The organism is Fibrobacter sp. UBA7003, from assembly GCA_002449765.1.
GTDB lineage: Bacteria > Fibrobacterota > Fibrobacteria > Fibrobacterales > Fibrobacteraceae > Fibrobacter.
The window spans coordinates 156,197-175,184 of record DJXN01000013.1 but is presented as its reverse complement, the minus strand read 5'-3'; the positions used below and the strand labels follow the sequence as shown (position 1 = coordinate 175,184).

The window sequence follows — 18,988 nt, the reverse complement described above, 5'->3', positions numbered from 1 at the left end:
CATTAATCTAACATAATATATGTCAAAAAAGCTGGCAGGGAACGATGTTTTTATTTACAAGTTGTCCATGGACAACGCCCAAAATAGGCAAAACGGAGCACATTTGGAAGCGTTGCCGTGCCACTATACCTTAAAGCCCGCATCCACCATGCATTTTTGTGCGAAGGCGTTCGCCTCGTCCTCTTTTTCGGGATAGTTGTGCGTGATTTCGATGTTTTGCAGACAAATCCCCTTCTTGCCGTGGTAAAGCACGTGCGCCAGCTCGTGGAAGAACGTGAACCACATCGTCGCGCGCTTCTCGAAGCGGTCGTGCAGCTGGATTAGGGGAACGTCCTTGTACCAGCGGTACATCCCGTGAACCGGCGAACTCTTGAAGTTCTGCACAAACAGCACGCGGATACCGATTTTGCGGCACAGCGCCTGCAGGCCAGTCATGCAGTCGTCAACCACTTCCGCCTCGGGCGTCCAGTAGGTAATGCGCTTCTTGCTCTTCGGGCGAACCTTGTTGGCCGCCGCAAATGCGATGATTTCGGGGAGCGCCGCCTTCAGGTTCTTGCGGACCGCGGGCTGCCCCAGCTTTTCCATCGGGTCCTGGTCCGAAAGGATTTCGCCCCGACGAATCCATGCCGACATGGCATACGGGTCCTTGACATCGGCGAGCGAAATGCGGAAGGCGACCTTCAGGCGGGCATCCTTGTAGTAACTGTCCCACGCCTGCGGAGACGCCACCGCGAAGAACTTGAGGAGCGAAAGGCCCGATTTGTCGTCAGCCTCGTTTTTACCGCGCCGTACCCAGTCGCGCACGCCAAGTTCTTCGGGAAAAGACTTTCTCCAGAGAGGCTGGTCCGAAAGCGAAGCCTTGACTCGTTCGCGTGAAAGGTATTCATCATAAGCAATTTGGCTACGCAGCCAAAACGAAGCTGGGATTTCTGTAACCATCTCCAACATAATTGCGACTTCCGGCATAATGCGGCAATTGCCTTGCAAAATATCATTCACCGCCTTGGGCGTGTAACCCATGCGAGCAGCCAAGTCATTCGCATCTAGGCCCATTTCTTCAAGTTTTTCAGCAAGATGCCGCCCAGGAGGCACCACAACAGCCAATTCGTCACATCTAAAAACCTGCATAAGAGCTCCTACTTATGATAATCTACAATTTCTAAGATAGAAACAGTTTGTTCCACAATCAATCCGACGATATTCCCGTCACTATTTAAAACCGGCTTGAATATAAGCCGATACGGATGATCTAAATCGCACGCCCATTGCCCCGCACGGTCGCCAACCAATTCATGAAAACGCCCCGCCACATATTTCAATGAATCCAAATCAACAGCTCGAAGCAAGGCGTCTATTCTTACCGAATAAACATCCGCCCGTCGTTGCCCCAACTTTCGCACAGCATAGGCCCTGTCGCCCGCGCAGCGAGCTAATTCTTTGTCTGCATATACTACTTGCACCTACCACCTCATCATTTTACCACACCTATAATATACATTAAAATTTTAATAAATGCAATAGGTACATTATTTTTTATAAAAAAAAACAGGAAAGTCCGAGCCCTTGACAGCAGGATTACGCCGAGTATAGATTTATTCTTGCTAGTGCAAAAAAAGCAAAGGAGCAAATTATGGGAAGGAAGCCGCGCATCAATTCATTCATCTACACATATGGCAAATTCGGGAAAGGATTTCGGAAAATCCTGGACACCGAGAATAAATTCCTGTACTCACACGGACGCTATCCGACAAAAATCGTAGCAGAGGACCTGCCCGAAGACTACATAAAAATTCATAGTCGCACGCTTTGGTATATGACGGGTTTCCTCAAGACATCGGGCGTTGTCGATATCCAATACAAAATGGCGAAGCTAAACCATCTGTTCAAGGACGATTACGTCTTTATTTCTTACAAAGAAAAACTGAAGGTTGAAGAAGACCGATTTGGTTTCATAGACTATGTCAATTACGACGCATGTTTTTGCGGGCCCGACATCCTAGATATCGCCCACGCCATTGAGAAATATTCACATCTTGACATTTCGCACATTCGAAAGGGAATGAAGGAAAAAGTACGCTGGCTAAAGAAAAACGAACCCGATTTTTACGAAACATGCTTTCACGGAAACGACAAGAAATTTTTGAAAGAAATCGATAGCAAGTGGTGATTAACCTACACCGCGACCTTGAATACGATACCACCCGTCACGTAACGGTGGATGATGGAATTGATGAGCGTCTGGTACGGCATGCCAGCAGCCTTTGCCATTTTCTTGATGCCATTCAGGTCATCAAGCTGCATACGAATAGTGATGTTCTTCGCCGAAGCAGACATAATGTCAGCCCGAATCCGTTCTTCCTCCTCGTGCGAAAGCGGAACTGTTTCGTCATTTTCCACCGCTTCCATCAAAGCGCGTTCTTCGTCATCAATCGGCTCATCTATAAATTTCGAGTTCGCCATTTTCTAACCTCCTCTGATACAAACGGCTTTTGAAAGCTGTTTTGAGAAAATATGTTCCATCGTTTTCCTCAATAAACGGAACGCAATGAACATACCCATCAACAAGAACAAGAAACATCCTTTGACCCTTATGTTCTGTTTGGTTATTAACCATCCTAGTGATAAACCGGCCCGCAAGGATTTCTTGCCTTACTGATTCCATATCGATGTTATGCTTCTGCTTGACCACGAGAGCTTTCTCCGTATCAAACCGCACCTTCATCTCTATATTTATAATATACATAATTTACAAATCCCTGTCAAGTTTAATTCAATCTTTTTTGCCCCGCGAATGATGTTACATCCGCGACTTGAGCAGGTCTTATAAGGGGAATTCTAGGCTTCTTGACAAGCAACGCCTCTTTTTCATTCATCATTCACTCCTCCCCGCAAACAGGCTTGAAATTGCGGGTCTTCAATTTTTTTTCGCGAGTATCGTCTACTCACTTGTGCACTAAATATAATTTCTCAGGGCATCATTGTCAATAGGTTCGCGACAATTTTTTGAACAGCCCTCCCGGCAGCCCCTTTATGTCCAAGCAAGTTTGGCCGCGGTGAAGGCAGAACCGTGCTGTAATAGTAATTTCACTATTTGCGATTACAACAAACAGAGTCCTATAATTGAACGCCGAAGAATTCCGCGACTTTCTTGCAGACAAATTCAATGTCTTCGATTTTTAGGCCGTAGAACATGGGCAAACGCAGCAGGCGATTGCTTTCGCGGGTGGTGAACTTGTCTTCGCCGGCAAAACGGCCATAGCGCTGACCCGCAGGCGAACTATGCAGCGGCACGTAGTGGAACACCGCGAGGATACCGTTGTAGACCAGGTGCTTGAGGAGCGCCGTTCGCGTCTGCAGGTCTTCGACCTTCAGGTAGAACATGTGCGCGTTGTGCGTGCAGTGTTCCGGAATGTACGGCAGTTCGAACAGGCCCTTCGCGGCAAGCGGCGCAAGCAGTTCGCGGTACATATTCCAGCTCGCCATGCGGTTGTCGTAAATCTCGTCGGCGCATTCCAGTTCCGCATAGAGGTATGCGGCATTGAGCTCGCTCGGCAGGTAACTCGACCCGAGTTCCACCCAGGTATACTTGTCGACTTCGCCCCTGTGGAACTGGCAGCGGTTTGTACCCTTCTCGCGGATAATCTCGGCACGGTCGCAGAACTTTTTATCGTTTATCAGTAACGCGCCGCCCTCGCCCATGCTGTAGTTCTTGGTTTCGTGGTAGCTGTAGCAGCCGAAGTCCCCGAGCGTACCAAGCGCCTTGCCCTTGTAGGTGGCCATCATGCCCTGCGCGGCATCTTCCACCACGAACAAATTATGGCGTTTCGCAATCTCGTTTATCTTGTCCATCTCGCAGGCCACGCCCGCGTAGTGCACCGGCACAATCGCCTTCGTCTTCTCGGTAATAGCCGCCTCGACCAGGTTCTCGTCCAGGTTCATCGTATCGGGGCGGATGTCCACGAACACGCACTTGGCTCCCTGCGAAACAAACGCGTCGGCAGTGGAGACAAACGTGAACGAGGGCATAATCACCTCGTCGCCGGGCCCGATGTCGCAGAGCCTGGCCGACATCTCGAGCGCATGCGTGCAGCTCGTGGTAAGGAGCGCCTTCGCCGTGCCGGTGTGTTTCTCGAGCCACTCGTGGCACAGCAGGTTGTAGGTACCGTCACCGCAAATACGGCCGCTCTCGACGGCCTGTTTCACGTAGTCAAGTTCTAGCCCCACGAAAGGCGGCTTGTTGAAGGGGATCTTCATGATGCAGAAAATATATATTTTTCAGGCGTAAAAAAGATATATTGTCCATACCATGAGTTTCAAAAAGAAAATGCTGCTCCTCGGGGGCAGCCACGCAGAAATTCCGCTAATCCAGGCCGCGCAGGCGCTGGGCTGGTACGTGATAACCACGGGCAACAACCGCGACGGCCTCGGTCACCCCTACGCCGACAAGACGGTATTCGCGGATTTCAGCGACAAAGATGCGATGTTTAAACTCGCCAAGAGCGAGGACGTGCAGGCGGTCTGTTCCGGATGCAACGATTTTGCGCTGCTCAGCACCGTCTACGTCTGTGAAAAACTCGGATTGCCCGGCCACGACAGTTACACGACAAGCCTTGAAATTCACCACAAGGACAAGTACCGCGCCCTTGCCACGCGACTCGGCATTCCGACCCCGCGTGCAATTACTGTTCCCGTCACCGGCACGGATTTTGCGGCCGATAATTGCGCCAACTTCGACGCAGCCATCGCGAACCTCACCTTCCCCATCATCGTCAAGCCGGTCGACCTCACCGGTGGCAAGGGAATCCACCGTGCAAGCACCCCCGAAGAAGCACGTGAAGCCTACAAGGATGCCTGCTGCCGCACACGGCAAGACCACATCGTAGCCGAAGAATTCGTGCAAGGTTCAAACCACGGATTTTCCGCCATGCTGGTGAAAGGCAAGGTCGCATTCGCCTTCTCGGACAACGAGCAATACTTTGTCAACAAGTACCTAGTGAGCGGAGCAAACTCGCCGAGCACATCGGGCAGCGAGACTCTCGCGAAACTCCGCGACTACAGCGAACGCATCGCGCGCGAACTTAACCTGGTCGATGGCATTCTGCATATCCAATACATCGAGAAACCTGACGGCACGCCCGTCATCATCGAAATCTGTCGCCGCCCGCCCGGAGATTTATACATCAAGTTCGTGAAGTACGCGACAAGCATCGACTACCCGAAATTCATCGTGATGGCCGAAACCGGCGAGGACATTTCCGGCATTGCCGACGTGCCTACGCAAGGTTACTGGCTGCGCCACTGCATAATGGCAGGGCCCGACATCGCAAACGGCAGCACTGTCCGCGACGTCACTTTTGCGCCCGAAATTCAAGGCAACATCGTCGAAAAATTCCTGTGGTACAAGCCCGGCGAACGCATCGCCGACAGGCTCACCTACAAGGCGGGAATCGTGTTCTTCAAGTTCCGGAGCCCCGAAGAGATGGAAAACAAGATCGCCCGCATGACGAATCTTGCACATATCGTGGTGGAATGAATTATATTAAAAGCATGAAAAAGGAACCTTACCAGATTGCGTTTATCGGTGGCGGTATCAACTCGGCCATCGGCGAAGTCCACAAGGCGGCAAGCCAGATGGACGGGCACTTCGAGCTCGTAGCGGGCGCATTCAGCACCCACGCCGAAACGAACAGCGAAACAGCACGCACCTGGGGCGTCGTTGCCGACCGCACCTACGCAAACTACCGCGAACTCTTGCAAGCCGAAAAGGGCAAGCTCGACGCAGTCGTTGTGCTCGCACCGACAGACTATCACAAGGACATCGTGATCGACGCGCTGAACGCAGGGTTCCCCGTGATTTGCGAGAAGTCCCTCGCCACGAGCGTCGCGGAAGGCGAAGCCATCGCGAAGGCCGTCACCGACACGAAAGGTTTCTTCTGCACCACGTACAACTACACCGGCTACCCGATGGTGCGCGAACTCAAGCAGTTTATCGCCGACGGAAAGCTCGGCAAAATCCAGCAGGTGCAGGTAGAAATGCCGCAAGAAGGCTTCATGCGCTTGGGCTCCCACAACGAGCCGCCCAAGCCACAGGCCTGGCGCCTCAAGGATACCGTGATTCCCAAGATTTCCTTGGACCTCGGGAGCCATCTGCACAACATGATTTTCTTTTTGACCGGCGAGCGCCCTGAACGCATCGTCGCTGACCAGGCCACCTTCGGGCTCTTCCCGCAAATCGTGGACAACGTGGGCGCCTTGGCGCAGTACACGAACAACATGCGCGCCCAGGTATGGTTCAGCAAGACGGCGCTCGGCAACCGCAACGGGCTGCGCATCCGCGTGTACGGCAGCGAGGGCAGCGCCGAATGGTTCCAGCTGGAACCCGAGACGCTCAAGACCTGCGACCTGCGCGGCAACGTGAGCCTGCGCGACCGCACCGGCGACGTGAAAATTGCGAACCAGCAGCGCTACAACCGCTTCAAGGCGGGCCACCCCGCAGGCTTTATCGAAGCCTTCGCAAACTACTACAAGGACATCGCCGACTGTCTCAAGCAATACTTTGAAACCGGAAGCTTTACAAGCCAGTACGTTTGCGGCATCAAGACCTCGCTCGAAGGCCTCGCCATGATGCAGGCCGCCGCGAAGTCCGCACAAAGTAACAAGTGGGAATCCGTCCAGCAGAGGTTTTAGATGAAACTCTCATTCGTAATTCCCTGTTACCGCAGCGAAAACACCATCGAGACCGTGGTGCAAGAAATCCGCGATACCGTCGCGACGCGCCCCGGCACCGACTACGAAATCGTGCTGGTGAACGACTGCAGCCCCGACGGCGTATGGCAAGTCATCAAGCGCCTCGCCGCAAACGACAGCCACATCAAGGGAATTTGCCTTGCGAAAAACTTCGGGCAACATTGCGCCCTTATGGCAGGCTACGGGCAGGCCACCGGCGACTACATCATCAGCCTCGATGACGACGGACAGACCCCCGCCAGCGAAAGTTTCAAGCTTGTAGACAAACTAGAAGAAGGCTACGACGTTGTTTACGGCTACTACGAACACTCCGCACAGCACCTCTTCCGCCGCTTTGGCACGTGGGTCAACAAGAAAATGGCCGAAGCGATTATCGGCCAGCCCAAGACGCTTCGCACCACCAGTTTCTTCATTATGCGCAAGTTCATCGTCGATGAAATCGTGCGCTACCCCCACCCCTTCGCCTATATCAGCGGGCTCGTGTTCCGAGCGACCAAGAACCTGGGGAACGTCGCCGTCGGTCACCGCCGCCGCATCGAAGGCGAATCGGGCTACACCATCGCAGGCCTAATCGGGCTATGGATTAACGGCTTTACCGCATTCTCCGTCAAGCCGCTACGTGCCGCTACCTTTATCGGCGTTATCTGCGCCCTCGTCGGCTTTGTCGCAGGCCTCTACGTCGTTTACCAGAAATTCCTCAATCCCGAAATTCCCGTAGGTTACACAAGCATGCTCGCCACCCTGCTGTTTGTGGGTGGCATGATCATGCTATTGCTCGGGCTTATCGGCGAATACGTGGGCCGCATCTACATCAGCATCAACCAATCGCCGCAATACGTGGTGCGCGAGCGGACGTTCTAGGGAAAGCAAATGGCCGCGGCACAGACAAGCGAATGGACCACAGTCATCAAGCCGAAATCGAGCCTGCTCTCGGTAGACTTCGGCGAAATCTGGCAGTACCGCGATTTGTACCGTATGTTCGTCAAGCGCGACATTGTCACTTGGTACAAACAAACTATTCTCGGCCCGCTGTGGTTTTTCATTCAACCCATCATGACCACCGTCATGTTCATGGTCGTGTTCGGCGGCATTGCAAAAATATCGACAGACGGATTGCCGCAGCCGCTCTTTTACCTCGCAGGCATTTGCCTGTGGACCTATTTTTCGGAATGCCTGAACCAGACGAGCAAAACCTTCATCGAAAACGCGAACATGTTCGGCAAGGTGTATTTTCCGCGCCTCGTGGTGCCGCTCGCCACCGTCACGAGCAACCTCGTGCGACTCAGCATCCAGATGGGGCTATTTTTCCTGGTATTTGCGTACTACCTGATTTTTACGGACGCGCCTGTGCATCCTAATTTATACGCACTGCTCACGCCGGTGCTCATACTGCTCATCGCTGCGCTCGCCCTCGGATTCGGCGTGCTGTTCAGCAGCCTCACCACCAAGTACCGCGACCTCACGTTTTTACTGAGCTTTATCGTGCAGCTTTGGATGTACGCAACGCCCGTAATCTACCCGCTCAGTACCATCGAGAACCCGCGCCTCAAAATGCTCATGCAGGCGAACCCGCTCACCAGCATCATGGAAACGTTCAAGTTCGGCATGCTCGGCGTGGGCGAATTCAGCTGGGCAGCCCTCGGCTACACCGCTGGCTTCGCCGCCTTCATCCTCGCACTCGGCGTTGTCGTGTTCAACAAGATACAGAGAACGTTCATGGATACGGTGTAAGCAATTCCCGCGCAATCTCTTCGCGATGGTTCTCGCGAACACCGCAGTCCTTCGCAATCTCGTTCCAACAAGCGACCGCGTTTTCGACTTGGTCTATAATTCCCGCGTACTTGCGGATTCCGATGCGTTCCGCTACCGCCTTGAGATCGTCGCGCGTGATATTTTCCTGTTTCATGTTCACGGACATCTGGTGGCGATTTATCCAGCGGCTCCGTAGGTTGTTGGCATAGCACAGATCGTATGCGGGTGCCAATTTCCAGGTTCCGTATTCGTCCATCAGGAAAGATATGTTCTTGGTGTGGTCGTCATTGTTCTTTGCCAAAACGTTGAAAACCATGTAGCGGAACACTTCCTCGTCGGCCTTGGCGTCGAGCCCGAGTTTGCGCATAGCGGCAAAAGCGTCCTCGTAGGAATGGCGAGCGTCACGGTCCAGGTGAGTCAAGGCGGCAAGCGTCTGCATGTGCAGTTTGGAACCTTCGTCCGTGCGGTCGAAACGTCTGGTCACAAAGTGGCAACCGCTGCTATCTTCTAGAATGCGGCTTTCGCTCATGCGGATTCCGGCCCGTAGCGCCATCTTGTAGTACGCGTATTCGACGTTCCCTATCCCGCGAGGAATTTCGGTGATGCTGTCGTGTTCGCGGTAGCTTACGCCGTCGAACTTGAGCAGCCAATAGCCGAACCCTTTTGGCGCAGGAACCTGGCCACTGCGCACTTCGCCCGTAGATTCGTTGTACGCAATAATCGCCTTTGGCTTTGCTCCTCCGGCAGAAGTGCCGACTCGCAGGATGTCGTACAAAGTCTTGTCCTGCTGCACAAGTTTTTCCCTAAATTTTTCGCGGTCCCGAAAAACGCTCTCGGCCAGCTTTACGAGATTATCCACAAGTATTTCCGTGGATTCGTCAAGCCCTGGTGTCGGCAAGCTGGGTTCAAACTCCAAGGCGCCCATAGAACGCTTGCCGACATAGCACAGGCGTTCCAGCGGTGTCACCGTCTCTAGCGGACGGCCCATGGTCTGGAACCATTCCGAAATAATCTGGTCGCCGAACCTATCCGGGAGCGAATCCGCAATAAGCCCGGGGAGCCCGCGAAAGCAGTCATTCCTATTCTCGGCAAAAGAGAAAACGCCCTTCGTCACGGGCATCTTTATAGGGGATACCGGCAACGGATTGCGGACAAAGGCTGGCTCATATTCGAAATAGGCGATACCCCGCGACGCATCCCACGAAAGCGCACCGACAGGCGAGCCCCACAAGTGCACGTTTACGACAAGTTCGCTCATTTGGCCTTGCTCCGTTTGATACGCTGGATCTTGCCGTCCTGCAGCCTGCGCAACAGGAGTGGGCTCACGGGAGGTTCCGGCAGGAACTGCTCTAGATTTTCGAGCAAGCCAAGAGAACGCAGCACGCTCAATAGGATTTGTACAGACACGGCACCCCCGCGTTCCATCTTGGCAATTGTGCCGACGCCAACACCAGCGGACTCCGCCAGTTCAGATTGCATCAAGCCCTTCCGCAGACGGTATTCCTTGAGTCTTGCTCCCATTTCCCTCAAAATAGAGGGTGTCGTCATTTCGTTCCACATGATTATAAATATACACAATAATTATCACAAAAAGAATGATTATCGTAAAAAATAGCGATAAAAACGCTTTTTATGATAGTTATAAATGTAAAAAAGAGTCGGTGATTCTAGGGGTTTAACCCCAAAAGGGTCGAATTCGACCCCTTTAAAGGAACATCACAAAATATATCGGCAAATACAGCACCGAACCTTTCTGCACCACCTTGGAGCTATTGGACAGCACGATTCCTTTTGCGTTCTCATTTGCGGCAAGCAAATTATCAATAGCGCTATGAATCCTATAATCCCTGCCAGACTTCACCTCTATCGGGACAACGGACAGCGAATCAAAATCGTCTATCAAGAAGTCCACTTCGCCCTTGTGCCGATTATCGTAATAAAAGAGTTTCTTCCCATGAGCCTTCAGTTCTTGTGCAACGACAGTTTCATAAACCGCCCCAAGATTAATGCTGGGGACATCGTTGAGATATAGTTTCAGCAAGTTCTTGGTCGAAGACTCAATCAACGGGAACTTGACATCCGTTATTGCAGAAACTTTTGTTTTCCATCATCGATTGAATCACGTCGCCTTTGAATCTTCCGGTACAGCATTTTTCAATCACTTTTTACTATAAAAATACACACTTTTCAATCGCTTTTGGCAATACTTTTTGGCACTTTTCAATAAAACCACGAAGTTCTTTATTTTGTGAAAAAACGCCAATAGTGCGCGATATTGCTAAAAAATGGGCGATTTTTCAAGGAATTTCACCTTTTTACACCGCGACTTTGAACACGATGCCGCCCGTCACGTAACGGTGGATGATGGAATTGATGAGCGTCTGGTAAGGCATGCCCGCGGCCTTCGCCATTTTCAGTTAGTAAGGATTTCTTACATACTGATTTTCCCAAGAATTGCTCCGTGCCGAGAGGTTGTCAAATATTCCTTGACAACCTCTTTTCTAAGAGACATCACCGTCTCCGACCGGGAAGTCTTTCTATAAAAATTTCCTGAACCATCTTGAAAGCACGTTCCGGCTCAAATTTGTCCGCATCGGGCCGCAGTAGCAGTTCGGTATCGCCCAGAAATTCAGGGTCCTGCATTTTCAGTTCCATGTTCTGCATGAATTGCTTGTAGCTAGGCGGCTTTTCTACAGAAAAATCCATATACCGATTGTAGCACTCCATAACTTTTTGTACATCTACAGAACCCTTATCGAGCGCGGCCTGCAGGTCAAACAAATCGCGCCCCTTCTTGCGCTGGTACAGGGCGCGGAGTTTCGTTCCGAGCAATTCTTCAAACGCATAAGTCGTAATTTCGCAGTCGCCTCTAAACCAATTACTATCCACACTGAACGGCATGTTGCGTAAGCCAAGAATATTGAAATGCTCAAAGCAATTTATTTCTATTTTCAAACGAATCGGCAGAACCGGAGGGACCTCGGATTCCATCCGAAAAAGCACCGTATTGTTATAGCGCTTGGGTTTCGTAACCCGATCCGGCATCCAGTCTAGAACCTCGCCAAGCCGAAAAAGAATAGGCTTTATCGGTCCCGGATTTATTTGCACCAAGTCGATATCTTCACTATAGCGAGGCTGCGGTTGCAAATAAAGTTTATGTAAAGCCGTCCCTCCTCGAAACGCCAATTCATTTTTCAAAAAATCGTCACTGAAAATATCCACAAGAGCACGACAAATAATCAGGTCCTGTTCAACCATCGCAGGGTCTGTCCACGGGGCATGTTCAGCCCAAGCCATTATCGAAGCCCGATCTATCATAGGTCGTCCACCTCGATGTCGATATTGCCGTTTACATGCCAGCGGTTTGCCGGAGCCTCTTCCCGCCTGTCTTGGTCGTTGTTCAACAAGATGCTATTCCAGAAACCTTGCATCTTCAAGACCTGAAATAGTGCATCGGCTTGGTCTTGCCGCGAAAGCACACATTCAAGCAAGTAGCCTAGTCGCTGAACGGTCGCAACAGTTGTGAACGGCAAGAGTTCGCCGACCCTCCCCATGTCCACAGAATCCATGAGTTCTGCCAGCACCGTGGCCACACGCTGATAACCGCCAACATGTGACGCAAACTGCACAAGATCTACTGCGGTCAACTCCGGCCCCGAAAAGCGCAGCGTTCCTATCTCAGCATTCTTTTTCATAACAAACGTTTCAGGAATCTCTTGTCGGTAGTTCCAATCGAGCAGGGAATTCTTGCCAGACGCCTTGATTCGCGGCACGACGGTCATTACTTGCGTCTTCATAGCCCGCTGGTGTGTAGCCCCGTGCAAGGCCGCCGCAGACAACAATCCCATATAATAGGGTTTGCCGACATAATCCATAAGGCCGTCAACATAATATGCGGGAGGAACCACTCCCTTCAGCTGATACTGGACCGGAACAATGACATAGAATCCGCGATAAACAGATTGCACTCGGCCTCGAGACACCTGACGCGACAATTCCGTATTTATGCTCTTGGAAGGGCGTTCCGCAAAAGCGCCCTTTACGTCGTCAATCGAGAAAGTCGCCTTGCCACGGATTTCTCTACTATGTATCCATTCCGATATATTCATTTTATCGTCAAAATCAACAATTTTTGTTAAGTTTAACAACTTTTCAAATAAATATATATTCTTTTGGGGGGTAAAGCAACCATTTACAGGACTTTTCTTCATCATCACCTCCCTGCGGACAAGCATGAAACCGCGGCGTTTTTTTGAAATTTTGAGCACTAGAACATTTGTTCACCATTAAATATAATTCCGGAACACGTCATTGTCAATACTTAAAGACAAAAATTGGCCAAATTCGGCCATATCGCTCGGCCGTGGCCAGAACCCGGAATATTAGTGGTGGACGGCATCCCGAAGGGCAGATTATTTGGCGACCTGTCCCTCAAGATGTCCCTCAAGAAGTCCCCCAAGAATTGTTTAAACAATCCGTTGTTAGACTCAATTTTTCAAAGCCTCTATTTGTGAAATTTTGTCGTTAAAAACAACAAACCGGTCCGCTTTCTAAGTTAGTAAGGATTCCTTACACACTGAATTACTCTCAAGCAATTTGCAAAAAATGCAAATTGCTGATTCGAACCAGTTCCCAAATGGAACTAGTTGCCCATCTGCCCTCCATACGAACCTGTGCATTTTTTGCACAGGTTAATTTCAGCAATTTATTCTCTCCGATCGATTCCATTGAGGAAAGGCAATTTTTTATTGTACCAAATTCGGTATAATTAAAGGGGCTCAAAGAGCCGAGAAATCTCCGTCAAATCCAGCATCTCCTTAGCGATTCAAAGTTTTTTTTCTCATATCACAGCAGCACCTCTAAATACGCTCTGAGTTTTTTTTCTACATGAAAAGTCTTTGCAAGTTGCATCAGTTTCGGAATATTCTTTTCTTTACGGCCGACGTACGTTTTAATTGCATAGGTTATTGTTTGGATATCGGCCGCAACTTTGGCCGTCATGATTTCGCACAAGGTTCTTTCGGCAGAATAGGTGCGAACAAGATTGCCCAAAGGCGTCTTGACTTCTACAATTTCAAGAGGATAAAGATTTTTCGATGAATGCTTAACCACAATTCCATTTTTCGCTAAAGAGGGCGAATGGTAAAACCCCTTAAATGTCATCGTCCACACAAACGGAGCGCGTTCAATCAGAGAATGCAGAAACAAAGCTGTTTCGCATGAAAAGATGCCCGTCGGGCAGCGATGTTGCAAGTCCAGGAGTTCATCTTCTTGGACTGTTGCCAACTGATACACCCCTCGCGCAGCCCTTACGATTTGCCCGGCATCGGCAAGCTGTTTCAGAAACATTCTATGGATACCGGCAAGAGAAGCCTCTTTCGCTGTAATCCGCCCTCCCTTTTCCAAGAGAAGGTCCATTAGTATCTTTTCTTTGTTATTGACAATCATACTAACAAATATACAAGATATTAGTATAAACGTCAATATATCCGTTTCCTTCATCTTTCACTCCTTCCCGCAAACAAGCTTGAAATTGCGGGTCTTCAAACGGTTTTCGCAAGCACCATCTACTCACTTGAGCACTAATATAATTTTTTAGGGCATCATTGTCAATAGGTTTCCGATTTTTTTCACCGGGCCTCGAATGCCGCAATTTCGCGCATTTTTGGCCTGCATCACACCCCGCGACACGCTGATAATCTATATTACTTACATAATGACTACCGCCATCGAGTTGCAGAAACCCTCATCGCTCGGTCATGCCCACGCAAGCGTGGTCGCGACGCTCGCTCATAGGGTTTTCGAGAACATCAGCAAGCAGTACCGCCTGGGGCTAGTGAGCACCGGGACGCTCAGCCACGACCTCAACAGGTTTTGACGCCTACGGCGTCAAGTCAACGACCACCACAATTTTTATTAAAATCTTAGGGCGTTTCCCCGGCAAGCCGGGGCCGGGTTGCCGCGGTACAAAATCGCCGCCTAACACGAAATCAGGAAAAACTACCCTAAAAGCAACTACAAAAAATTGCCCAAAGTTCGTCTTTGAGCATCTCTATTTTCAGTGTTCAAACAGCAAATGAATGTTGCTATGGCGATGCAACGAATTTGTTGATTCCATGATAAAATTCCAGGAATCCCTATAATCCATCTTCACCGCAAAATCTGAACTGCTTATAAAAGCGAGAAAGTCAGAAAGACGCCCCGCATACATTTCGTCAAACTTATTTGACAAATCTTTCTTTTCGGCATCAGACAAACTTTCGGCCTTGTTATGCAAAACGTGTTCCAAGTTTCGCGACAAGTAATAGATCTCGTACGGGATTCCCTTATAAATTTGTGTAGTTGAAAACAATCTTTTCACCACAGCCGTCTTTCGAGCATTTCGCTGCTTGATCCCATCAGGATTCGATGTCAATATTTTTTCGTCTGTGTAACAAATCTGCTCGTCGCCACTTTTTTGTTCTACGCAACTTTCAGGGACAAACGCACCATCCGTATCTATAAGATGCACTATTTTCTGAATATCATCCTTCTTTAATTTTGTCGAATTAAGAAACCTATCTATGGGTTGCTTGAGTTTTGACAAGATGGTTGCTGGCGATGAAAAATCTTGCGTGGTAATATCGCAGCGAAGGACGTAGACCCGCACCTCATTATTCTCAAAAAATGATTCCCACAAGCCTTCAAAAGAAATCTCATCCGAAATTCCTTCAACCAAGAACAGCAATACCTTTTTCTTAATGTTAGCCATCCTTAACCCCAGAATTTCTCAATGCGCGACGAATAAGATGGAATTTCGTTTCTGTAGCCAGGGGCTCATCTTGCCCGCCAATATTTAGCGCACGAATGTAGCAATCCCTAAGATTATTCGTCGGGCGAATATTCTTCAAATGGATGTACCTGTTTTCGGGATTGGTCGTCGTGAAAACAATGTTCTGTTTGTCCAAAATTTCTAGCGGACGCAGATTGTGCGAAGTGAACACAAGCTGCCCCTTCCCGCTTTCCATTATGACCTTCAGCAAATCTCCAAGCAGTACTTCGAAAACCCCCGCATCAAGTTCATCTATTGCCACACAAAAAGAATCATTGTTATACATGGCGATGATAAGATTTAAAACAGATAAAATCTTGCGAACGCCTTCGGATTCATATCTAATCGGGAGCCGTTTGTCCTGACGAACAGAAACCAGTTCGTATCGAACACCCATGGAGCCATCGTTCATAAGCTCCCTTCCGTATATCATCGGCTCAATAGATAAACCCGGGACCAAGGCGCCAAGGACATCCGCCATCGACGCCAACACGCTTTCGGTCAAATCAAAAATTTGCTCGTTTACCGTTATTGGTCCCTGTTGTCCGATAGGGATATCGCCTATGGCGGTAGCATCCTTATGCCGGTACTTTACGGACAGAGGTATCACGGCATCCATACTAATAAGACCAGAATGCACCCCCGTTATCGTAAAAAGATTAAAATTTGCGTAACTATTGATAGCCTGCACAATCTCAATCATTTCCGTTTCTTCCGAATCTTTCAGCAAAGCAAAGAAATCTGGCGAAAACAACAAGGACGTTTTTTTCTCCTGGGAAATTCTCATTGCAACAGACGCCTGGATCTTTTTCTCCTGACCTTTTACAATGCTGTCGTAGCGAGCTTTCGGCGTAAAGTTTGGTTTGTCATCAAAATTCAATTCGTACGAGAATAAATTCGTCATCCGTCCAGGGATTTTCCCTGCAACTTCTGACGCGACAGAAAGTTTCTCCGCAGCAAACGCGCAACCTACCTTGTAAGTAGCTCTCTTCGCAATAGTGCCTGAATAAAGGACGTGATAGGATTTTCCGTCGTCGAACTTTATTAAAAATTTTATAGATATGGTTGCCTTGTTGCTATCGAGATTTATGCACTTTTCCATATCGGTCCACAGGGGTTGCCCCATAGCAATCTGTTTGAACAGACCCAACGCCTGGATCACGGTAGTCTTGCCGGACCCGTTCTGCCCATAGAAGCCAATAACGGACGACTGATCAAAAGCCTTCGCAGGTAAAACATCTTGCTGAAAGTCAAAACTTCCATACTGGACATTCTTTAGATGTTCAATGGAAAGGGATAGTATGCGAATTTTGCTGTTTTTCATAAAAAATCACCAGTTGCATACTATAATATACAAAATTTTCAACAAAAATCACGTATTTCGTAATAAAAAATACGTTTTTACAAAAATCAAGGTAAATCTTCGCAATACCAATTTTATAAGGGACCTGCCGGGACAGCAAAAAATGCGCGTTTTTCGCGCATTTTTTCAAAATCAAGTTCCCGGCAGTCCCTTTTAATCTATATTACTCAACAAGATGACCGCCATCGAGTTGCAGAAACCCTCATCGCTCGGTCATGTCCAAGCAAGCTTGGCCGTGACACTCGCTCATAGGGTTTTCGAGAACATCAGCAAGCAGTACCGCCTGGGGCTAGTGAGCACCGGGACGCTCAGCCACGACCTCAACAGGTTCTGGCAGACCAAGGTTCTGCGCCGCGAGGACCCCTACCTCAAGGTGGGCGAAGTCAACGACCGCGCGCACAAGGGCGCAAGCGAATACGTGTGGGCCCTGAAGGACATCAACTTCAAGGTGGAACAGGGCGACGTCGTGGGAATCATCGGCAGGAACGGCGCCGGCAAGAGCACGCTCCTCAAGTTGCTGAGCCGCGTGACCGCCCCCACCACCGGGCGGACAGCACTTGGCAACTTCGTTGCCTTAGTGCGCATGGTCCTCGAGGGGGACACCATCCGCGCACGGGGCCGCATCGCGAGCCTCCTCGAAGTGGGCACCGGATTCCACCCCGAGATGACCGGCCGCGAAAACATCTACATGAACGGTGCCATCATGGGCATGAGCCGCGCCGAGATTACCCGCAAGCTCGACGAAATCGTAGACTTCAGCGGCTGCGAACGCTACCTGGACACCCCCGTAAAACGCTACAGCAGCGGCATGACCGTACGCCTCGGATTCGCCATCGCGGCACACCTGGAACCCGAAATTCTCGTAGTGGATGAAGTGTTGGCCGTGGGCGATGCTGAATTCCAAAAGAAAGCCATCGGCAAGATGCAGGACGTCAGCCGCGGTGAAGGCAGAACCGTGCTGTTCGTGAGCCATAATATGGGCGCGGTGAAGAATTTGTGTAAGACCGGCATGTTGCTCGAAAACGGGATGATTCGCAATACCGGGAATGTTAACGAAATTGTTGATGAATATTTGACACAAAACCAAAATATCGGTCAAACAGATTTCAACCAAAGCAATCAGCGATATGGCAATGGAATTTTAAAAATCAAAAAATTGCAATATACAGATTCTTCGGGGAACGTCACAAGCACATTCCAAGTCGGCCAAGAAGTTTTCGTCAAAATCGCATTTGACATCAACAAATCCCTCGACGGAGTCACCGAATCTTATATAGACATCGGAATTAACAACGAAAACAGCCATAGAGTCGCTTGGCTTAGTTCCAAGATTTTCCAAAAGGCTCTAGATTACAACAAAAAAGAACTCGTTATAAAGATTCCGCAAATGATGCTCAACCAAGGTAGCTATGACGTCAACCTGCATTGTGCTACAAATTTTGGAGTATCCGACTGGCTCCGTAACGTAGGACATTTTGAAGTTGTTTTTGACGATTTTTTCAAAACAGGCGTAAACATTCCCGATTCACAAGGAAGCTCTGTCTTAAATTTTGAGGTTGTATAATGGGATTAAGGGATAAAATAAGGGAATTCTATCTTGACAAAAGCGGGATTCGTGCAATTTTGGAAAGTCAAAACCTGCAAAACAGAATGGCACAAGAATCCCTTGCGGCAACAACCTTTTCCAACGCCATACAAAATTCAGAATGGCTGAAATATAAGAGTTTCTACCCGGGAAGATGGGCTGTCGAATACACATTCTTGCTCACATTGTTCCGCATTTTCGAACACCACAATTTCACAAATCTCCTGGAATTCGGACTTGGACAGACATCCCGAATGGTCCACCAATACACCGCATTTTACAATGTCCCCGCAATCACCGTAGAACACGATGACGAATGGGTAGAATTTACGCGCGAGGACACCCACAACGCTTACCCGATAAACGTAAAAATTTTGCCACTAGAAATGGTCGACTATAACGGCTATAAAACTAGAACCTATCAAGGCGTTAAGACTGCATTTGAGAACCAGAAATTTGACTTCATCCTTGTCGATGGCCCCTTTGGTTCCGAGCATTATTCCCGTTCACAAATAATTCATCTTGCAAAAAACAACCTTGCCGAAACATTCTGCATAATCATCGACGACTGCAATAGAATTGGCGAACAGGAAACCGTCGCAGAAGTGGAAAAAGTACTAAAAAACAATGGCGTAAAATACGCAATTAATAAATATTATGGATTATCGGATTTTGTTGTGATTTGCTCGGAAGATTTGAAGTTCTTGGCGAGCTTGTAAAGATACTAAGG

At 49.2% G+C, this 18,988-nt stretch carries 20 protein-coding genes; 8 read left to right on the top strand and 12 right to left on the bottom strand.

The genetic code is table 11. The annotated features are described in order from the left end of the window. Nucleotides 1-123: 123 nt before the first annotated feature. Together B2952_RS10440 and B2952_RS10435 are read right to left on the bottom strand one after the other, a co-directional pair. Nucleotides 124-1,128: an XRE family transcriptional regulator gene (locus B2952_RS10440; protein ID WP_290736461.1), complete on the bottom strand. Its 1,005-nt coding sequence runs from the start codon at nt 1,126-1,128 to the stop codon at nt 124-126. Between the two features lie 8 nt (nt 1,129-1,136). Then, on the bottom strand, nt 1,137-1,460 hold the full coding sequence (locus tag B2952_RS10435) for a type II toxin-antitoxin system RelE/ParE family toxin (protein ID WP_173381221.1): 324 nt from the start codon (nt 1,458-1,460) through the stop codon (nt 1,137-1,139). 170 nt (nt 1,461-1,630) lie between these two features. On the opposite strand from B2952_RS10435, the gene B2952_RS10430 reads away from it, so the two are divergent. Next, nucleotides 1,631-2,167 (top strand): hypothetical protein, encoded by a 537-nt coding sequence (locus tag B2952_RS10430; protein ID WP_290736464.1) that lies wholly within the window; start codon nt 1,631-1,633, stop codon nt 2,165-2,167. A gap of 5 nt (nt 2,168-2,172) precedes the next feature. On the opposite strand, the gene B2952_RS10425 is transcribed toward B2952_RS10430, so the two are convergent. Together B2952_RS10425 and rffA are read right to left on the bottom strand one after the other, a co-directional pair. Then, nucleotides 2,173-2,460 (bottom strand): CopG family antitoxin, encoded by a 288-nt coding sequence (locus B2952_RS10425; protein WP_073113580.1) that lies wholly within the window; start codon nt 2,458-2,460, stop codon nt 2,173-2,175. Nucleotides 2,461-3,114: 654 nt separating this feature from the next. After that, entirely contained in the window at nt 3,115-4,254 is a 1,140-nt protein-coding gene (gene rffA, locus B2952_RS10420) for a dTDP-4-amino-4,6-dideoxygalactose transaminase (protein WP_290736466.1), read from the bottom strand. A 52-nt stretch (nt 4,255-4,306) separates the two neighbouring features. Between rffA and B2952_RS10415 the strand changes: the two genes are divergently transcribed. From B2952_RS10415 to B2952_RS10400, 4 genes are read left to right on the top strand one after another with little or no spacing between them, the layout of a single operon-like run. Continuing rightward, complete coding sequence (locus B2952_RS10415; protein WP_290736469.1) at nt 4,307-5,533, top strand: ATP-grasp domain-containing protein; 1,227 nt, start codon at nt 4,307-4,309, stop codon at nt 5,531-5,533. A gap of 14 nt (nt 5,534-5,547) precedes the next feature. Then, nucleotides 5,548-6,687: a Gfo/Idh/MocA family protein gene (locus B2952_RS10410; protein WP_290736472.1), complete on the top strand. Its 1,140-nt coding sequence runs from the start codon at nt 5,548-5,550 to the stop codon at nt 6,685-6,687. Then, nucleotides 6,688-7,608 carry a glycosyltransferase family 2 protein gene (locus B2952_RS10405; protein WP_290725007.1) on the top strand — a complete coding sequence of 307 codons (921 nt, stop codon included), beginning with the start codon at nt 6,688-6,690 and terminating at the stop codon, nt 7,606-7,608. It abuts the gene before it with no gap. Nucleotides 7,609-7,617: 9 nt separating this feature from the next. Further along, nucleotides 7,618-8,478 (top strand): ABC transporter permease, encoded by an 861-nt coding sequence (locus B2952_RS10400; protein WP_290736475.1) that lies wholly within the window; start codon nt 7,618-7,620, stop codon nt 8,476-8,478. On the opposite strand, the gene B2952_RS10395 is transcribed toward B2952_RS10400, so the two are convergent. The 6 genes from B2952_RS10395 to B2952_RS10370 all read right to left on the bottom strand — a co-directional run bounded on the left by B2952_RS10395 (nt 8,462) and on the right by B2952_RS10370 (nt 13,947). Continuing rightward, on the bottom strand, nt 8,462-9,757 hold the full coding sequence (locus tag B2952_RS10395) for a type II toxin-antitoxin system HipA family toxin (RefSeq protein WP_290736478.1): 1,296 nt from the start codon (nt 9,755-9,757) through the stop codon (nt 8,462-8,464). The genes B2952_RS10400 and B2952_RS10395 overlap by 17 nt on opposite strands. Then, on the bottom strand, nt 9,754-10,059 hold the full coding sequence (locus tag B2952_RS10390; RefSeq protein ID WP_290736481.1) for a helix-turn-helix domain-containing protein: 306 nt from the start codon (nt 10,057-10,059) through the stop codon (nt 9,754-9,756). Before B2952_RS10390 ends, B2952_RS10395 begins: the two co-directional genes overlap by 4 nt. 145 nt (nt 10,060-10,204) lie before the next feature. Then, nucleotides 10,205-10,540 carry a DUF4143 domain-containing protein gene (locus B2952_RS10385; protein ID WP_290781607.1) on the bottom strand — a complete coding sequence of 112 codons (336 nt, stop codon included), beginning with the start codon at nt 10,538-10,540 and terminating at the stop codon, nt 10,205-10,207. 470 nt (nt 10,541-11,010) lie between these two features. Next, the gene (locus B2952_RS10380; RefSeq protein WP_349679837.1) at nt 11,011-11,817 is read right to left on the bottom strand and encodes a nucleotidyl transferase AbiEii/AbiGii toxin family protein; all 807 of its coding nucleotides are present in this window, start codon (nt 11,815-11,817) and stop codon (nt 11,011-11,013) included. After that, a complete protein-coding gene (locus B2952_RS10375) occupies nt 11,814-12,713 on the bottom strand; it encodes a type IV toxin-antitoxin system AbiEi family antitoxin domain-containing protein (RefSeq protein WP_290736490.1) in 900 nt (299 codons plus the stop codon). The genes B2952_RS10380 and B2952_RS10375 overlap by 4 nt, the downstream gene beginning before the upstream one ends. A 631-nt stretch (nt 12,714-13,344) precedes the next feature. Next, nucleotides 13,345-13,947: a type IV toxin-antitoxin system AbiEi family antitoxin domain-containing protein gene (locus B2952_RS10370; RefSeq protein WP_290736493.1), complete on the bottom strand. Its 603-nt coding sequence runs from the start codon at nt 13,945-13,947 to the stop codon at nt 13,345-13,347. Nucleotides 13,948-14,215: 268 nt separating this feature from the next. Between B2952_RS10370 and B2952_RS10365 the strand changes: the two genes are divergently transcribed. Further along, nucleotides 14,216-14,377: a hypothetical protein gene (locus B2952_RS10365; protein WP_290736496.1), complete on the top strand. Its 162-nt coding sequence runs from the start codon at nt 14,216-14,218 to the stop codon at nt 14,375-14,377. A 180-nt stretch (nt 14,378-14,557) separates the two neighbouring features. Here the strand turns inward: B2952_RS10365 and B2952_RS10360 are convergent, their stop codons facing one another. Together B2952_RS10360 and B2952_RS10355 are read right to left on the bottom strand one after the other, a co-directional pair. Next, nucleotides 14,558-15,250: a hypothetical protein gene (locus B2952_RS10360; protein ID WP_173381212.1), complete on the bottom strand. Its 693-nt coding sequence runs from the start codon at nt 15,248-15,250 to the stop codon at nt 14,558-14,560. Further along, nucleotides 15,243-16,634, bottom strand: a complete 1,392-nt coding sequence (locus B2952_RS10355; protein WP_173381211.1) for an AAA family ATPase — start codon at nt 16,632-16,634, stop codon at nt 15,243-15,245. Before B2952_RS10355 ends, B2952_RS10360 begins: the two co-directional genes overlap by 8 nt. Nucleotides 16,635-16,848: 214 nt before the next feature. Here B2952_RS10355 and B2952_RS10350 point away from each other — a divergent pair, with 214 nt between their 5' ends. Together B2952_RS10350 and B2952_RS10345 are read left to right on the top strand one after the other, a co-directional pair. Further along, entirely contained in the window at nt 16,849-18,237 is a 1,389-nt protein-coding gene (locus B2952_RS10350; protein ID WP_290736499.1) for an ABC transporter ATP-binding protein, read from the top strand. Continuing rightward, on the top strand, nt 18,237-18,977 hold the full coding sequence (locus tag B2952_RS10345; RefSeq protein ID WP_290736502.1) for a hypothetical protein: 741 nt from the start codon (nt 18,237-18,239) through the stop codon (nt 18,975-18,977). Before B2952_RS10350 ends, B2952_RS10345 begins: the two co-directional genes overlap by 1 nt. Nucleotides 18,978-18,988: the final 11 nt, after the last annotated feature.

What these genes read in the sequence shown, in the direction of transcription:
- B2952_RS10345 (WP_290736502.1), top strand. Translation starts at nt 18,237, where the DNA reads ATGGGATTAAGGGATAAAATAAGGGAATTCTATCTTGACAAAAGCGGG.
- B2952_RS10350 (WP_290736499.1), top strand. Translation starts at nt 16,849, where the DNA reads ATGACCGCCATCGAGTTGCAGAAACCCTCATCGCTCGGTCATGTCCAA.
- rffA (WP_290736466.1), bottom strand. Translation starts at nt 4,254, where the DNA reads ATGAAGATCCCCTTCAACAAGCCGCCTTTCGTGGGGCTAGAACTTGAC.
- B2952_RS10375 (WP_290736490.1), bottom strand. Translation starts at nt 12,713, where the DNA reads ATGATGAAGAAAAGTCCTGTAAATGGTTGCTTTACCCCCCAAAAGAAT.
- B2952_RS10355 (WP_173381211.1), bottom strand. Translation starts at nt 16,634, where the DNA reads ATGAAAAACAGCAAAATTCGCATACTATCCCTTTCCATTGAACATCTA.
- B2952_RS10360 (WP_173381212.1), bottom strand. Translation starts at nt 15,250, where the DNA reads ATGGCTAACATTAAGAAAAAGGTATTGCTGTTCTTGGTTGAAGGAATT.
- B2952_RS10440 (WP_290736461.1), bottom strand. Translation starts at nt 1,128, where the DNA reads ATGCAGGTTTTTAGATGTGACGAATTGGCTGTTGTGGTGCCTCCTGGG.
- B2952_RS10425 (WP_073113580.1), bottom strand. Translation starts at nt 2,460, where the DNA reads ATGGCGAACTCGAAATTTATAGATGAGCCGATTGATGACGAAGAACGC.
- B2952_RS10395 (WP_290736478.1), bottom strand. Translation starts at nt 9,757, where the DNA reads ATGAGCGAACTTGTCGTAAACGTGCACTTGTGGGGCTCGCCTGTCGGT.
- B2952_RS10380 (WP_349679837.1), bottom strand. Translation starts at nt 11,817, where the DNA reads ATGATAGATCGGGCTTCGATAATGGCTTGGGCTGAACATGCCCCGTGG.
- B2952_RS10390 (WP_290736481.1), bottom strand. Translation starts at nt 10,059, where the DNA reads ATGTGGAACGAAATGACGACACCCTCTATTTTGAGGGAAATGGGAGCA.
- B2952_RS10365 (WP_290736496.1), top strand. Translation starts at nt 14,216, where the DNA reads ATGACTACCGCCATCGAGTTGCAGAAACCCTCATCGCTCGGTCATGCC.
- B2952_RS10370 (WP_290736493.1), bottom strand. Translation starts at nt 13,947, where the DNA reads ATGATTGTCAATAACAAAGAAAAGATACTAATGGACCTTCTCTTGGAA.
- B2952_RS10405 (WP_290725007.1), top strand. Translation starts at nt 6,688, where the DNA reads ATGAAACTCTCATTCGTAATTCCCTGTTACCGCAGCGAAAACACCATC.
- B2952_RS10400 (WP_290736475.1), top strand. Translation starts at nt 7,618, where the DNA reads ATGGCCGCGGCACAGACAAGCGAATGGACCACAGTCATCAAGCCGAAA.
- B2952_RS10415 (WP_290736469.1), top strand. Translation starts at nt 4,307, where the DNA reads ATGAGTTTCAAAAAGAAAATGCTGCTCCTCGGGGGCAGCCACGCAGAA.
- B2952_RS10410 (WP_290736472.1), top strand. Translation starts at nt 5,548, where the DNA reads ATGAAAAAGGAACCTTACCAGATTGCGTTTATCGGTGGCGGTATCAAC.
- B2952_RS10430 (WP_290736464.1), top strand. Translation starts at nt 1,631, where the DNA reads ATGGGAAGGAAGCCGCGCATCAATTCATTCATCTACACATATGGCAAA.